The organism is Pseudomonas sp. B21-015, from assembly GCF_024749285.1.
Lineage (GTDB): Bacteria > Pseudomonadota > Gammaproteobacteria > Pseudomonadales > Pseudomonadaceae > Aquipseudomonas.
Map to the genome: position 1 here is coordinate 3,303,721 of NZ_CP087196.1, position 14,567 is coordinate 3,318,287.

Consider the following 14,567-nt stretch of genomic DNA (forward strand, 5'->3'; position numbering starts at 1 on the left):
CTACATAATGGCAAACAGCCATTCCGTGATAGTATCCGCCCCCTGCCAAAACACTCCACTAGACCGCTCGAACGTTACCAACGTCACGTAAGCGGCTTGCAACCTCCACCTGGATCAACCTTCGAGCTCTGCGCGTTCTGCGCGCATGCCCTAGGAAATTCATGTGCAGGGCAGTGAATGGGCCCCCATCTATCAACCAGACCTGATAAGTCCAACATGACAAGCTCAATGGAAGATGCTGTTGAAAAGCGCGAAGCCCCCTTCACTTCGGGCGGCGCAAACGACGAGCTGTTCGAAAGGGTAGGTGCTCACGAGCAGCTGCCCAAATCGCCTGTGTTCTTAGCGCTTCAGGGCGGCGGCGCCAAGGGCATCGTCCATATTGGCGGCATCGCTGCACTGGAAGAGCTCAATTTCGACATCCGGGCAGTATCGGGCACCTCCGCAGGATCAATGGTCGCCGCGCTGATCGCTGCTGGTTTCAATTCCAAGGATCTAGTCGACCCTGACGGCAAAAAGCACTTTTTTACAGGCAAACTCTTCGGCAAAGAAAAAGGCCAGCTGAATTATTCGAAACCGACACATCTATTTACCCGCCTGGGTTGGTTTACGATCAAGTCTGCCGTGCTACTCGGCAAAGCGCTGAAGATCTTTTCGCCTTGCCCTGACGACTCAGAACTAGCAACGACCGACAACTGGGCCTGGCGAATCCTCATCGCAGCCTTGGTCTCCTGGGGCTTTTTTGAAACGTGGCCCATGCCGTTTTGGCCTCTGGTAGCCACCGGGGTTGGTGTAATCGGCTTCGTCATCTGGGCACTGGTCGGCCTTACGACGGTGCACAAAGTCCGGGATTTCATCGACGCTGCGATCGCCTTCAAACTCAAGGAAAACGGCAAAACCCACAAAAACAAGAACATCACGTTTCGGGATATGCACAATGCTGGCTGCATCCCCCTAAAAATTATTGCTACAAACAAAAGCTCCGAGAGACTTGAGTACTTTTCGCACGGTCGCACGCCTCGGGTGACAGTAGCAGATGCGGTGGCGGCCTCGATCTGCCTTCCCATCATTTTCAGGCACTGGAAATTCAACTTCTTTCGTCATACGCCGACCGGCGTTGAGAAGGTCTATGGGAAATTCCTCGATGGCGGACTCGTATCGAACCTACCGGCCTGGGCATTCGATGAAGAAAGACTTAAGCAAGCCGACGCCACCACCGTGGCATTCAGCCTTGAAAGTCCTGCTCCGAAGGATAAAATGCATTGGCTGCTATCCATCGCTAATACCGTGGTCAATGGATCAGGAGAGATCCATACCCGGGCAGCTGGCTCAATGGCGACCGTTGCGCTTCCGACCACACTGGATCTCCTGGATTTCGATGTGTCTGCCGAGGACGTCTATGCTGAGGTAGATAAGGCCAAGGTCAAAGCTTTGAAAGACGTCGGTAACGAGCTCATTCACGCTCCGAACACGTTGAGCAAGGGAGCGAAGGACATCCACGCTATCCTTGAGCAGATCCTCAACGAAGAGGGACGCAATTTCGCCAGGAAAGTCCCACGCTATAGATTGAGGGTCGCATTGGGCGCTCAGATTGGCTACTCCACCTCGGACATCACCTTTGTCTTCGACCATGGTTATGACTCCGGCGATCCTGATCGGTACGCAACCGTTCCTTTGAGGGGTTCCTACGCCGGAAACGCCTGGAGCCAAAAAGAGGCGTATGCGACTGGCGAACCACACGATGAGCCGATGATGGAAAATGCTTGGCCTGCGATGAACTGGATGGTCTGCATTCCGTCATACCCCAAAGACAAGGTGTGCATCGCTAACCGGTATGGTGAACAGATCATCCGAGGATCACGGGACAAAATCCGTCCATGTATCATCAAAATTGATTGTGATATGCCAATTCGAGATAGCCGTGACGCGTACGAAAAGTTCCTTGACTTTTTGACAAAGGCTCAACGCGCCGTGCATGATTATGCTAACGACGTTGGAATTGCAAATTACGTGCAGGGCCAAAACAAATGGAAATAAAACTCCGCATGCCAGGCGGCACCGTCATCTCTTCGGACTCGAAGAAACGAGTTATTGCGAAAAAATCGGCTGCTGATACCGCTTCTAAATATATAGAAGAAATCAGAGAAACAGCCAGCGAAGTGCGTGAACTCATTCGCCAAAGCAATGAACTAGACGAGCTTGAAAAACATCTCGATCAGGTGGGTTACGCAGAGTGGGTCAAAAGTGGCGACAAGGAAAGGTTTTATGAAATCATGAAGACGCTCAACTCAGGCGCTGCCACGGCACGCGAGTATTGGGAAGAACGTCACAGCAGCCCAAATCATCGAAAAAACCGGGTTCATTCCACATCTTCGAAGCCGAACAAGAAGATTGAAAACGATTACGGGCCGTAGACCGTAGTCAGGGTATCTGGGGCCCCATGACGAATGGCGCTTCAGTGCTTGCTTGAAGCTCTTCTATGCTGCCGGTCATTCTGTGCTGCGCTGAGCATACATGTCACCCATGTCTACTTTGGCTGCCCGCGACTAATAGACTTAAGGCCCTTCACACTAAACCGTTCAACCATGCACAATTTATATTAAGAGCTTGCTATCTTTAGCGAAAGCATAGCCGTCAGTGGTGGCAATAGGAATATTGTATAAGCTGAAGAGTACGGCGTGCTTGTCTATATTGTTCTGTGCCCGGTATGACATAGCACCTCACATCAATTGCTAAAATCAACAACTCCGATGAACCTGGATTAATGTTGAGACATTGCATAGCGGTTCAATAAACTCGATCGAGTCATCACAACCCCAGATCATTTTGCAAACAAAGCTCTGCCAAGTGCTGAGGAACATCGTCATTTTCAACCCATAAGGCTAGGGCTTCATACGTCAGGGCGTACCAAAGCACGCGTGGGATAATGATATTTTTTCTAAGTGTTCTATCTCCATCGATCTGAATAGGCCATCCAAGCGTGTAGCGAAGAGCGTTCAAGGCTTTTCTAGGCAATCGTGTTCTGCCTTTATAATCTGTTATTTGGGCGGCTGGAAAACGAAACCTACCGTAATATTTGCATTTTTTCATGCCGGCTCTAATAAGGCCCATGAGCTCCTTTTGCGACCTTTCATGAGAGACAACCGTCCAAATTTTAAGGATGTCCTCGTCGAGAAACTCTTCCCTCACTCCAAGATCAGGAAAGTAACGACGCCTGTGTTTATCCCAGGAGGGGCGACTCGGATGCCAGCAGTCGTTCAACAAATCCCAACAGGACTGGTGATTGCTTGGATGAGCTGGTGATTGCACTTCGGCTAGATATGAAATTGGGGTGAGTACAGTTTTCATGGAAAATCCCGTTTTATTCCAGCATAGGGAGTGCGCATTACCAGGGTCAATGCCTCTTCTTTTGCATTTTATTAACCAAAAATGCCAAGGAGGCCATTGGAAGGGTTTTACAGGGATGGTTCTATTCAAATAAACCCGACAGAAGTCTCACCTGCTTTAATGGCACTCTATCCCGCGAAAACGGATAACCAATATTTGCCATAAAGATGCTGCTGATACCAGCCCCGTTACAATCGTATGGACTATTGCTACGCCATCACCTAACCTCGGATGCGCCATTCCCGGCTAAACAAGGAGGTATCGATGTCTGTCTATATGGTTACATGGAATCTCAACAAGGAACGCGGCAACTACGATCAAGCTCGTCGAGCGTTCATCGCGCATTTGGAGCGTTACCCAAACGTCAAAGACTCGGGACTGGAAACTGTGCGGTGGATTGATAGTAATGCCACTCCAGAGCAGGTCAATGATGATCTTAAGCTTAAACTCGACAACAACGATCGCATCTTCATCACCAAAGTGAACAATGGAGAACGTCAAGGTTGGCTTGATAAGAGCGTCTGGGATTGGATCAATGCACGAGCCTAAGGTCTTGGGCAGATAGAGCCTTGGCAATCGCCAAAGTGAATGCCCTCCCACAAAGGCAGGTGCTTGCTTGTACCTGCCTTTTACCCAATGTACCGTGGAGGGCGATGCCCACTGACCTAGCATCCTGCGCAGACCATTCTTGCCCAGAACGAGCAGCGCTTTTTCTCAAAGGTTTCTACCCTGGGGCAACGGAGCTATTTATCGGCCAACTGGCAGTGAAGCAGAATCTGGAGTCGACGGAAATTGGATTTTAGTGATTGCAGCAGTAGCCGCGTCCACTGCGTTAGATTTCGCTTTATCCCAAGACGCTTGGTCAGCGAACATCCAGACGAAAATTGCAACGATCACAGCAGTCGGAAACAGCCACGTACTCAGCGCGCTGATCCAACCAACTCACGAGCCACCAAACCAGTGAGCGAGCGCAAGCATTCGCGCTTAGCGGCGTATCGTAACCACCAACATTTCTGACAATGGACTGGAGTTTGCTGAATGGAAATTTCACGGAGCACGATGTACGAGCTTTTTGAAGAGGCATTCACCCGCTTCCTGATCAAAGACGCAGCTAGCATCAGAGACAATACTGCCGAAAGAAATCTCTGCGGTCGGCTCGCAATGCAGTTCGAAAATTTGCTTCCCTCCTACAGCCTTGAAGGTTACTGCGCAGATCCTGAGTACAACAGAAAGCAAGGTGGGCAGATCAAGACTGTCCTATTGGACAATACGGAGGTGATCAACGTCACCTGCGATCTCATCGTGCACAGTCGTGGAGAGAAAGGACGAGATAATCTGATCGCCATTGAAATGGCCAAGCCCGACAAAACTGCTGAACAGATACACTCGGATAGGCTACGGCTTATGGCTCTCACCAAAAAGAGCTTTGACGATGTCTGGTCATATGACGGTGTCACTCATCCCGAGCACGTCTGTGGATACATGCTGGGGGCGTTCATCATGGTCGATCGCATCAATCAGGTTGCATCGGTTGAGTTCTTCGAAGATGGAGCGCCGAAGGCTAACAGGCGAGCATTTGCTTTGTAGCTTGTCTGACCCGACGGCAACGCTCCTCCGAGTATGGATGGGCTGCCGACGTTGAGGGTGAGTGAAATGCAGAGCTGATGACGCAGATGGAAATCGGCGCTTTCCGCGAAATGGGTTGGCCGGGCGCATAAAACATCCCGGCCCGACAACCATAGCGTTAATCACTGCGCCCCCGCTTCTACCGTTGCAGGCGCTCCAAGAGTTGCTCCCAAAAGAATTCAGCAGCCCCCTCTTGGCTCAGTTTGTTCGCGCGCCCTGAATAGCGCCCCCCCCCATCAGCGTCTTGAAATAGATGGCCTGATCGTCAACCTCGACCGACAACGCCTCGTTGTATCCGTTGCTGGAGATCTGGTCGGAATAGGTAATGCTGTTTCGATCGAAACTTTCACCGATAGCGATGGTAGAGCCGTTTGCACTCCCCTTTAGCTGCGGCTGAACCGTGAATTGAATTTGCTTCTCCCCGGCACCCACTCCCCCGTCCCCTACTCTGACAAACGCGATTAACGTAGTACCTGGGCCATGAGCAATGCTCCTAGTTTTTTCGTCTGGCTGCATTGGCTAGTCTTCCTGCACCAGGCTAGGGTCGGAGAAGAGCAATGAAAGACGAGCTTCGCATATTACTGAGAAAGCTTCGTGAGTCAGCAAAGATCAGTGTCGCGCTAGCGGCGAAGCGAGCATTTGTAGATGAGCGTACCTGGCGTTCCTGGGAAACCTTGAAGGGGGCAACGTATGACCGCCAGCCATCCGAAAAAGCGCTATGGAGCTTTTTTCAACGCTCTGGAATCGAGATGCCTCAAGAGTTCAAGGCGCGAGCGGATGACAAACCACTCGGGAGGGTATTGTCGATTGCTAGCTACAAAGGCGGCGTTGGCAAATCCCCCATCACGATCAACGTTGCGGCACAGTTAGCGGAGCAAAACTTCAAGGTCGCGGTTGTCACAGACGACGGCGTATTTCGAGGGATGTGCAACGACGGTCGAGGGCCAGCCCCTGGAACCCAAGTCAGCAAAATTGACTTCTATGATGAACTCGACCTTATAACCTCGCAGGCGGATCTCAAAAAAATGAAAAAAGAGATCCGCGACAACGTCACCCACCTGCCCATTGGAGAACAGCAGATGGGCAGATTTCTCTATGGCCATCTTATCAATGCGGTTGAACGCAAGGCTCTAGCCACCGAACGGCTCAGCGACTTGATCATTCGGTACGACTACGTTTTTCTGGATATCAACGTGAAGACCGAACTGATACGCAGACACGCCGACTTGGTGGCGATTGTTTTGGACAGCAACTGCTACTACTCAATTCAGAGCGCCGAGGCGTTTCTCGCAGCTTTGAGAGCGATCAAGTGCCGCAAGGCAGCGCCGGCTTATTTCGGGCTGATTACCAACTGCGATGTGGGTGGGGTCAGCAGAGAACTGCAAGAATTCGTAGGCGACCTGCCCGGTTTGAGCGATGAGATTCGTGAAGACCTTCAGCAAGCCAAGCGCGAACATTACCTTCGCCGTGAGCGCCTTCATCAAATTATTCATGCGCTGGATTTGCCGATGCTGACAACTGAAATGACGGCATCTCACAAGATCGCCATTGAGCTTTACAATGAAAGTCGAGATTTTTTGGATGGATACTGCTATTTCCATTCGCTCATAGATGTAGCCCCGCACTCACATGCTGCCGGGGAAGTCCGACGGCTGACAGATGAGCTGATCAACTCTCGAATGTAAAGCACTGGGCGCGCCTTGCCGCCTGGTCGTACTCAAAATATATAACTGCCATATTGCTCAACTTTGAAGAATGCTTATGTAGCCGTTTTGCGACTGCACCCTAATAGGCTTGCAAAAAAAATGCGGGATGTGAAACATTTGCTGGGGAGCTTCTTGGGCACTTTTCTAACGGTCTGCTTTGTAGACCGCTCAACCGGTCAAAAGCTCCAAGGGGACTGGTTACAAAAATGCGAGCACTCTGCGCCATCACTCAATTTCGTTGAGCTACCTTTTGAGGTGCTGGATGGTGATCTGATGATTGGGTGATTCGGGGAGTTGCCTTACGAGTAGGTTGAGAGTCCGAATGAGCGTTGCTCTCCCAAGTCTCGCCATGACTCAAAGTCGTGACATCTCGCGATAATCTACAGATGTAAAACTCTCCCGGATCACCACCTAGCAATACCCTCCTCTCCCCTAGATTACCTATCTTAGGAAACTACCCCGCCGTTCCTCAGCCGAATGTTCTAGGAAATCCTGTCCCCCACCTGATTGCCAGCCTGACCAAGGAGGAGTGGTTTGCTGACGGATTTTGTTGCATCCGAGGCGTGAAAACTCAATCCAGCTCAGTTACTCTGAAAGCACGTAGTGGCACACCCCCCCTATTAAGCCACTATCAATCTGGAGATCGCACATGGGTAAAATTGCTGCTGCGTTGACAGTTCTGATTGGCGTTTTCGGCTTTGGATTGGCAGAGGGGCCTCAGGCGGCTCAAACGCCTCTATTTATGGCGATCGTGGCCAGCACCATGGCGCTCGCTGCCTTGATACATATCTACGGGCCTCCACTAGCCGACTAAAAAGACTGCTCGTATCGACTCCTCAATCCAGTGCAGAAATGAGGGGATTGAGCTCTATGGCCACCAAATCCACTGGCAAAATCGCATCGAGCCCAACTCGACGTCATCCAAGGACTGGAGGTACGCCATGGCTAATCTCTACGCACACAAACTCTGGTCAGCATACAGAGAACGGATCATCATCCTCGATGACGGGAGATGTGTGGAGTGCGGGCGTTCAAGGGACGAAGTTGTCCTGCAGGTTCACCATAAACGCTACATCAGCAACCGCAAACCCTGGGAGTACGAAACGTCTGATTGCGAAACGTTGTGTCGAGGTTGCCATGCAAAACACCATGGCGAAATACGACCGGATACAGGGTGGGAGTACGTCGGCGAAGAAGATCTTGGCGATCTGAGCGGCAACTGCGAACTTTGCGACAATGCCATTCGCTATGTGCACTACATACAACACGAGCACTGGGAGCAGATGGGGGTTGGAACGCATTGCTGCGACAATCTCACAGGGACAAGAGAGGCCGCTGAAGGGAGGCGACGTCTTGGGCGTTACAGGCGATTCATGTCATCGACAAAATGGACTGGTGGCAGCGACTTCTTGAACACCAAACACAACGGGCTCACTGTCGCGATCGTGCCAGATCAACAAAACTACAAACTGATCATCAATCATGTATCTGGACGAAAGAGATTCGCCAATGTGCTGGACGCTCAAAATTTTGCGTTCGACTTTATTGATAGCGGTGCAGCAGCTGAGTTTTCCAAAAAACAAAAAACGGACAAGAAGAAGCGCTGAACCTAGAACGATGCTTTCAGGACAAGGCGCTTCCTGTTGAGCTATGTCTTGCCGCAACAAATCCCCGCATGGCAACCATCGCGGCAACCAACCTCTACGCAAACCAATACCCGATGATTTGCTGAGCTTCATCAATGCCGGGTACGCCAACGACGACTTGCATTTAGACAATCCGAAACCAACCATCCTTCTCCATACAATCGACACTGAAGCCCCCTTTTGCTATGGCCACCAAATGTTGGCACCCGATAGTCTATTTGCTCACACCTGACGTATGCTCCATCTGCTGGGCGACACCTCCTAACCAAGCGAATCGGCCCCTGGAGTTTATCCGCTGCGCCCGTTCAGTCTCCGTTGAGGTGAATTCAAAAATAAACCAGAACGGAAGCTGAGTTATGAAGCTGTGCAGTCTGCAAGTGAGCAATTTTCAGTCCTTTGGCCCGGCCATGATGGAGATCTCTTTCGAGGACGTGACGTACCTTTTGGGCCCCAATGGCTCTGGTAAGACTGCTGCCCTGCAGGCGCTCTGCCGGATGTTTGCGTTTGAACCCAATTTAAGGCGAATCCGACGTTCAGACTTCCATGTCCCCGTCGGGGAAAAAGAGCCACCGGAGCAGCGAGAGCTTTGGCTGGAGGCGGACTTCACATTCGAAGAAACACAGAATGATGATGACGACGACACCGTCCCTCCATTCTTCAACCAAATGGCTTTGCGTTCAGTGGGTGAAGTCCCACGATTACGTTTTCGCCTAGAAGCAACGATGTACGAGGATGGGGAAATTGAAGAACGGTTCCTCTTCGTCACAAAAGTCGATGAGGAAGATAACCCCACCGCAACATCGACAGTACCTAAGCGGCATCGGGACACTATCCACCTCCACTACCTTCCTGCACGGCGCGATCCATCCGACCATGTTGCCTACGGTGCAACTGCTCTTCTTGGCCGACTCCTGCGCGCCGCCAACTGGAGCGATGATCGAGAAACGGTGAGGGAGCTTACCGAGCAAATCACCGAATGCCTGACTGAAAACGAGTCGGTACAAGCGTTAAGTTCAAGCCTTAGCACTGCCTGGCAGCGTTTGCACAAAGGTAACTTTTTCGCCTCGCCTCGCCTGACGTTCGAAAACTCAGAGATAGAAGCGCTGCTCAGGCACTTGTCCGTATCCTTCAGTCCGGGACACGGAGAAAACCAGGTGGACTTCGTTCGCCTGAGTGACGGTCAAAAGTCCATGCTCTACCTCTCCCTGGTTCTATCCACTCTCGCAGTCGGACGGGAGGTGAGATCAGGAGTAAACACCTCCTTCGATCCCCATAAGCTGAAGCCACCGGCGTTTACAATTTTGGCGGTGGAAGAACCAGAGAACAGCTTGTCACCGCACTACTTGGGGCGAATCGTCAACTCACTCAAATCCTCGGTAGGTGTTGACGCACAAGCTTTGATCGCAACCCAGGCACCTTCCATGCTGCGGCGGGTAGAGCCTGAGCATATCCGGTACCTTCGACTGAATGAAGACCGGTGTACCCAAGTCACAAAAATCCGGTTGCCCCCGAAGCGTAGCGACGCCTACAAGTTTGTCAGGGAGGCCGTACAAGCCTTTCCAGAGGTGTACTTCGCGCGCTTGGTTGTGCTCGGAGAAGGAGATAGCGAGGAAATCGTGCTTCCCAGGATCCTCCAGGCTAAGGGCGCGCCGGTCGATGAGTTCGCCGTTGCTATCGCTCCGCTAGGTGGTCGCCATGTAAACCATTTCTGGCGACTGCTTTCGGAGATCGGCACCCCGTACATTACGCTTCTGGATCTGGATGTAGGCCGCCATCAGGGCGGCTGGGGGCGCGTGGGATATGTAAGGAATCAGCTTGACAAGTTTGCACCCGAGCACAGCCTGCCTAGCCATTGGGCGCGCCATGAATGGGATGATCCCAAGGCACCGGTACGAACACACCACAATTTCAAAACCGGCGAAGCGAACCTAAATCTTTTTTCCGAGCTCGAAAAGCGGAACGTCTTCTTCTCTGCCCCTCTGGATCTCGATTTCGCGATGCTGTGCGCCTTCCCGGAGGCGTTCGAAGCCGAGGCAATTCCTGCCAGTCCGAAAAACTACGTGTCAGTCCTTGGAGACAGCCACTTCAATCCTGGTCAGTACAGCGAAGCAGAACAAAACTGGTTCGCCGCTTACCACAAACTCTTCAAATTGAGCAGCAAGCCTGCGGCGCACCTGGACGCTCTAGGGAGGCTTACCGACGAGGAGCTCCTTGCTGGGTTGCCTGCCTCACTGAACCGATTGGCGGACAAAGTCATTGCAAGACTTGAGGAGTCGCCGGAATGATCAAACCCGAGCAGTGGGTGCCCTCGGCGGGCATCCGGCTGGAGCGAAACGCCTGGGAGGTTATTCGGGAGAGAGACAAATCTGTAGTGTTGACTGCTGGGCCTGGCGCCGGAAAAACCGAGGTGCTTGCTCAACGCGCAGATTTTCTACTTCGTACAAATAGCTGCCGCTATCCGAAGCGAATCCTTGCGGTTTCGTTCAAAACGGATGCAAGCAGAAACCTCAAACAGAGGATACAGCTTCGCTGTGGCTGGGACTACGCTTCACGCTTTGACAGCGTCACGTTCCATGGTTTTGCCAAGCGAATCATTGACCGCTTTCGTCCTGTCTTAGTCGACGAGGCGCTGAGTCAGGACTACGAAATCGGCTCAGAGTACATCGCGGGCAATCAAATTACGTTCAAGCATCTACTGCCGTTTGCCATTCGGATCGTGAAAGAAAGCAAGATCGCGCGCAATGCGATACGAAAGACGTATTCGCACGTGTTCCTCGACGAGTTTCAGGATTGCACAGCAGAGCAGTACGAGCTGATCAAGCTGCTGTTCCTCGACACACCGGCCATTCTGACAGCAGTCGGTGATACAAAACAAATGATTATGGGGTGGGCGGGAGCGCTGGAGGGCATCTTCAAAACCTACGCTGATGACTTCGGAGCGCGTCCATTAAGGCTTTTCCGAAATTTCCGATCACAGCCAAGCCTGCTACGTATGCAGAACGATGTCATCCGGGAAATCGATGCATCTGCCGTGATGCCGGATGAGCTCATTGAAGGCAACGGTGGGGAAATTTTGGCCGGCCATTTTCAGAACTCCACTGAAGAAGCTCAAGCCCTGGCAAACCTCGTCCACCACTGGATCACGGTCGAGAGAGTCCCGCCTAGTGAAATCGCAATTTTGATGCCTCGTCAGATCGAAGAATATGGCGAATCGCTGATGGAGCAGCTCTCGCTCAAGGGCATCCCGTTTCGAAACGATCACGATCTTCAGGACTTTCTCAAAGAGCCTGCGGCACGCCTTGTGATCGACTATCTGACCTGCCTTTACGGCGAAGGCGATGCGCAAGCCTGGTCAAGGTTGATGGAGCAATTCGCTCCCTTTGAGGACGACGACAGCCGGAGCAGTGCTCATCGGATATTCGAAGAAACCTATCGCGCACATGCCAGGCAAATCAAGAAAGCCCGCCATTCAGAAACCCCGTACTGCGCTTGGTGGGAGCTGACATCTGAGCTTCTCAAAAAACTGGGATCCTCAGCCCTGACTGCACTCTCAGCAGATTACCACTCGAAGCAACGCTTGGTAGAGGTTGTCCGGGAGACCCGAGACCGCATCAAAGCTCACTTAGCCGTCAAGCCTGAGCTACCAAAAGCGTTGGCACGCCTCTCGGACGATGCGGCAGTGCGGTTTCTCACCATGCATAAAAGCAAAGGGTTGGAGTTTCATTCTGTGATCGTCGTCGGCGTCGAGACCCAGACGTTCTGGGGGAAGCTTGCCGAGGAGCGTTGCGTATTTTTCGTTGGTATTTCGAGGGCAAAACAGCGGCTCGTCCTGACCACGGCTGATTTCCGGTCACGGCCAAAATGTACAAAAAACAGGTGGGACGAGCGCCGAAGCCCTCACGGCGAGTTTGTGAGCTACGTCACTCGACACCTCACTCAGCCAAACAATGCCTACTGAGCCCTTTCTATGGGCCAAGCAAACATAGGTCAGGCTGGAGTGTTCAGGCTGATGTAATTCACACTTGGAGAAGTAATGCGCTGGTAGGTGGAGTGAGCGGTACCACCGCCTGGGAGCTTCGTTCAACCTTCCAGTAATGCCGAACTCGTCAGACAGGAGGGGCTGATCATTCGAGGGAAACGCTCCGACATAATGGTTTGAACGAACGCTGGTGCCTGGATGACTCCTGGCAGCTCACACATAATTCTGCTACGAAATAGGGCCCCTTCTCACAGCTCAAGGACATTACTATGGAACTCGTCACCCTAGCCCACATCACGCTGAACCGAATTGGATCTGCAAATGCGTCGGGCTTTGGATTTGGAGGTCATCGAGAGCGCAAATTCACCACAGAGGTTGCCGATTCTACAATCGCAACACTGCAACAGATTGTGGTTGAGATCGCCGAAGCGAATGGAGAGCTTTCAGGGGCGCTACACAACCTTTGCGAGGAGCAAAATTATGGCTATCAAGCGGGCCAAGTCGTTTTCAACGTTCAAGGCATAAATACACAGTACAGTACGCCCTATGCAGTGTGCCAGGCGTTCCCAGCCCTCAAGATCGGCAACCGCTACTTCCAGCTTGAAGAGATTGAAACCAAAGGGAGTACATTCTTCCGCCCAGATGCCGAAGATTAAGCAGCCGGCAGCCGAATAGTAGCCAACGCTGACTCAATGACAGGTCTTACAACGAACGGCTGCGAGGCCTGTCATTGCCCTGATCCCAATGAGACCGCTATCAAAGCGAGGGCTCACAAGACAGGCATCGAACAAGGCTACATTGATAGCTTTCTCGCAAAGCGGAACATCACGTCATCGAGCCAGCGGCTGTAAGCGCCCGCAGAGGCGGGAATCATCAATTGGCGCGCTTCCAAGTTCTGCTCTGAGCGGTGTGGCATCGACATGCTGGTGACCGACCCCACCGGAGGTTCAGCAAACACTTTATAGGCCACGCCATACAGTCCGAGTTGGAGCCATCCACCTTTCCCCTCGCTTAGCAGCTCAAATGCTGCAAGTGCCGCCGCCCTAACACGAGATGGAGAAATGTAGTACGAGGCGAAGGAATTGCCGGTCGATGATGGGTTGGTCAGGGAGATCGACAACCAACTCATTCCACTATCATGATGTCTCCACACAAGACCTTTGGTATCCAGCCCCGTCAAATCAGCGTTGTCAAAATCATCGTAGCCTGCCTTGAGGCCACTCAATCCTGCCTGGCAAAGCTTCAAGAAAAACGCCTCGTGCTGCATATGGGCCGCGCGCAGACTACCTGCCAGCTTAGGCTGCGGCAGGAAAGCGAGCTCCAGGCGCGTTTCATCACTCTGGAAACCCCACCGACTGTTGTTTGGTCGCTGCTGAAGCTCACGAACGAAGTCTTGCTCAGAAATGGCTTCACGGTTGACAGCCATCTGGCTGAGCGCACGGACAATGCCGTCCGACAGCTCCTGCTCATTGGTAAAGGTCACACGGAACAGGCCTTCAACGTAGTCGGATACTTCCCAGCGAAAATCTTGCTGCTTCCCCTCAACTGGCAGCTCTTGCAGAAATGCCAGAATTGGCTTACCAGCAGCTTTTGCTCGACGGAACTCCTGCTGGGTCACCGATTCCCCGCTGCTGGTTTGATATCCGAATTCTGCCCCAAGGATGAGCACCACGACATCCGCCTGATCGACCTCCGTCATGCATGCCTCTTGGGAGGAATAAGGTCTTGCGCCAAAGCCCTCGCACATCACTGGAGTATGGCCAAGCAGTGAAACTGCTTTTTTGGCAGCAGCACGATATTGCTCAAAATCGCGTACAACGGAACTGACGAACACCTTCATAGAAATCCCCCAGTAAATGCCTGCGCGCCCCTTATCGTAGAAGCATAGCGATCATACCGCGTCTGGCTGACGTGTCGTGTCACTGCAACCACCTCCTTTTCCTTGCCCTCTCAGCGAGCGAAACCGCTGTTGTGAAAAAAAGAGGGCTTTTGATCAGCGTCCATGACCTAGCTTGCATTTTCCATGTATGAGAACAAGGGTGTATATGCAGTGCTGCTTGGATCTGGGGTTTCTCGTTCTGCCGGGATACCCACGGGCTGGGAAATCACGATGGAGCTGGTCAAGCAGGCAGGCATCGCCTCGGGCGCGGGCGAACAAGAGAACTGGCTTCTGGTTCGAACCCTCTAATAGCTGAGTCATCGCCCGGATAGACGAGTACTCGCCCC

13 protein-coding genes are annotated in these 14,567 nt (G+C 52.3%); 10 read left to right on the forward strand and 3 right to left on the reverse strand.

All coding sequences use genetic code 11. The annotated features are described in order from the left end of the window. Nucleotides 1-228: 228 nt before the first annotated feature. Nucleotides 229-2,034: a patatin-like phospholipase family protein gene (locus tag LOY38_RS14675; RefSeq protein ID WP_258695835.1), complete on the forward strand. Its 1,806-nt coding sequence runs from the start codon at nucleotides 229-231 to the stop codon at nucleotides 2,032-2,034. Beyond that, nucleotides 2,025-2,411, forward strand: a complete 387-nt coding sequence (locus tag LOY38_RS14680; protein WP_258695836.1) for a hypothetical protein — start codon at nucleotides 2,025-2,027, stop codon at nucleotides 2,409-2,411. The genes LOY38_RS14675 and LOY38_RS14680 overlap by 10 nt, the downstream gene beginning before the upstream one ends. A gap of 394 nt (nucleotides 2,412-2,805) precedes the next feature. Here the strand turns inward: LOY38_RS14680 and LOY38_RS14685 are convergent, their stop codons facing one another. Beyond that, a complete protein-coding gene (locus LOY38_RS14685) occupies nucleotides 2,806-3,345 on the reverse strand; it encodes a hypothetical protein (RefSeq protein ID WP_258695837.1) in 540 nt (179 codons plus the stop codon). A gap of 303 nt (nucleotides 3,346-3,648) precedes the next feature. Here LOY38_RS14685 and LOY38_RS14690 point away from each other — a divergent pair, with 303 nt between their 5' ends. Together LOY38_RS14690 and LOY38_RS14695 are read left to right on the forward strand one after the other, a co-directional pair. Further along, a complete protein-coding gene (locus LOY38_RS14690) occupies nucleotides 3,649-3,933 on the forward strand; it encodes a hypothetical protein (protein WP_258695838.1) in 285 nt (94 codons plus the stop codon). Nucleotides 3,934-4,422: 489 nt separating this feature from the next. Next, complete coding sequence (locus LOY38_RS14695; protein WP_258695839.1) at nucleotides 4,423-4,971, forward strand: hypothetical protein; 549 nt, start codon at nucleotides 4,423-4,425, stop codon at nucleotides 4,969-4,971. Nucleotides 4,972-5,208: 237 nt separating this feature from the next. Here LOY38_RS14695 and LOY38_RS14700 read toward each other — a convergent pair whose 3' ends face one another. Beyond that, entirely contained in the window at nucleotides 5,209-5,526 is a 318-nt protein-coding gene (locus LOY38_RS14700) for a hypothetical protein (protein WP_258695840.1), read from the reverse strand. 41 nt (nucleotides 5,527-5,567) lie between these two features. On the opposite strand from LOY38_RS14700, the gene LOY38_RS14705 reads away from it, so the two are divergent. From LOY38_RS14705 to LOY38_RS14730, 6 genes are all read left to right on the forward strand, one after another. Further along, nucleotides 5,568-6,695 (forward strand): ParA family protein, encoded by a 1,128-nt coding sequence (locus LOY38_RS14705; RefSeq protein WP_258695841.1) that lies wholly within the window; start codon nucleotides 5,568-5,570, stop codon nucleotides 6,693-6,695. Nucleotides 6,696-7,365: 670 nt separating this feature from the next. Next, nucleotides 7,366-7,530: a hypothetical protein gene (locus tag LOY38_RS14710; RefSeq protein ID WP_258695842.1), complete on the forward strand. Its 165-nt coding sequence runs from the start codon at nucleotides 7,366-7,368 to the stop codon at nucleotides 7,528-7,530. 127 nt (nucleotides 7,531-7,657) lie between these two features. Continuing rightward, a complete protein-coding gene (locus tag LOY38_RS14715; protein WP_258695843.1) occupies nucleotides 7,658-8,323 on the forward strand; it encodes an HNH endonuclease in 666 nt (221 codons plus the stop codon). A 395-nt stretch (nucleotides 8,324-8,718) separates the two neighbouring features. Next, nucleotides 8,719-10,647, forward strand: coding sequence for an ATP-dependent endonuclease (locus LOY38_RS14720; protein WP_258695844.1), 1,929 nt, complete (start codon nucleotides 8,719-8,721; stop codon nucleotides 10,645-10,647). Further along, complete coding sequence (locus LOY38_RS14725; RefSeq protein WP_258695845.1) at nucleotides 10,644-12,320, forward strand: UvrD-helicase domain-containing protein; 1,677 nt, start codon at nucleotides 10,644-10,646, stop codon at nucleotides 12,318-12,320. The genes LOY38_RS14720 and LOY38_RS14725 overlap by 4 nt, the downstream gene beginning before the upstream one ends. A 290-nt stretch (nucleotides 12,321-12,610) precedes the next feature. Continuing rightward, complete coding sequence (locus LOY38_RS14730; RefSeq protein ID WP_258695846.1) at nucleotides 12,611-12,997, forward strand: hypothetical protein; 387 nt, start codon at nucleotides 12,611-12,613, stop codon at nucleotides 12,995-12,997. 137 nt (nucleotides 12,998-13,134) lie between these two features. Here LOY38_RS14730 and LOY38_RS14735 read toward each other — a convergent pair whose 3' ends face one another. Beyond that, complete coding sequence (locus LOY38_RS14735; protein ID WP_258695847.1) at nucleotides 13,135-14,181, reverse strand: DUF4062 domain-containing protein; 1,047 nt, start codon at nucleotides 14,179-14,181, stop codon at nucleotides 13,135-13,137. Nucleotides 14,182-14,567 lie beyond the last annotated feature (386 nt).

What these genes read in the sequence shown, in the direction of transcription:
- LOY38_RS14675 (WP_258695835.1), top strand. Translation starts at nt 229, where the DNA reads ATGGAAGATGCTGTTGAAAAGCGCGAAGCCCCCTTCACTTCGGGCGGC.
- LOY38_RS14735 (WP_258695847.1), bottom strand. Translation starts at nt 14,181, where the DNA reads ATGAAGGTGTTCGTCAGTTCCGTTGTACGCGATTTTGAGCAATATCGT.
- LOY38_RS14685 (WP_258695837.1), bottom strand. Translation starts at nt 3,345, where the DNA reads ATGAAAACTGTACTCACCCCAATTTCATATCTAGCCGAAGTGCAATCA.
- LOY38_RS14720 (WP_258695844.1), top strand. Translation starts at nt 8,719, where the DNA reads ATGAAGCTGTGCAGTCTGCAAGTGAGCAATTTTCAGTCCTTTGGCCCG.
- LOY38_RS14715 (WP_258695843.1), top strand. Translation starts at nt 7,658, where the DNA reads ATGGCTAATCTCTACGCACACAAACTCTGGTCAGCATACAGAGAACGG.
- LOY38_RS14695 (WP_258695839.1), top strand. Translation starts at nt 4,423, where the DNA reads ATGGAAATTTCACGGAGCACGATGTACGAGCTTTTTGAAGAGGCATTC.
- LOY38_RS14725 (WP_258695845.1), top strand. Translation starts at nt 10,644, where the DNA reads ATGATCAAACCCGAGCAGTGGGTGCCCTCGGCGGGCATCCGGCTGGAG.
- LOY38_RS14690 (WP_258695838.1), top strand. Translation starts at nt 3,649, where the DNA reads ATGTCTGTCTATATGGTTACATGGAATCTCAACAAGGAACGCGGCAAC.
- LOY38_RS14710 (WP_258695842.1), top strand. Translation starts at nt 7,366, where the DNA reads ATGGGTAAAATTGCTGCTGCGTTGACAGTTCTGATTGGCGTTTTCGGC.
- LOY38_RS14730 (WP_258695846.1), top strand. Translation starts at nt 12,611, where the DNA reads ATGGAACTCGTCACCCTAGCCCACATCACGCTGAACCGAATTGGATCT.
- LOY38_RS14700 (WP_258695840.1), bottom strand. Translation starts at nt 5,526, where the DNA reads ATGCAGCCAGACGAAAAAACTAGGAGCATTGCTCATGGCCCAGGTACT.
- LOY38_RS14705 (WP_258695841.1), top strand. Translation starts at nt 5,568, where the DNA reads ATGAAAGACGAGCTTCGCATATTACTGAGAAAGCTTCGTGAGTCAGCA.
- LOY38_RS14680 (WP_258695836.1), top strand. Translation starts at nt 2,025, where the DNA reads ATGGAAATAAAACTCCGCATGCCAGGCGGCACCGTCATCTCTTCGGAC.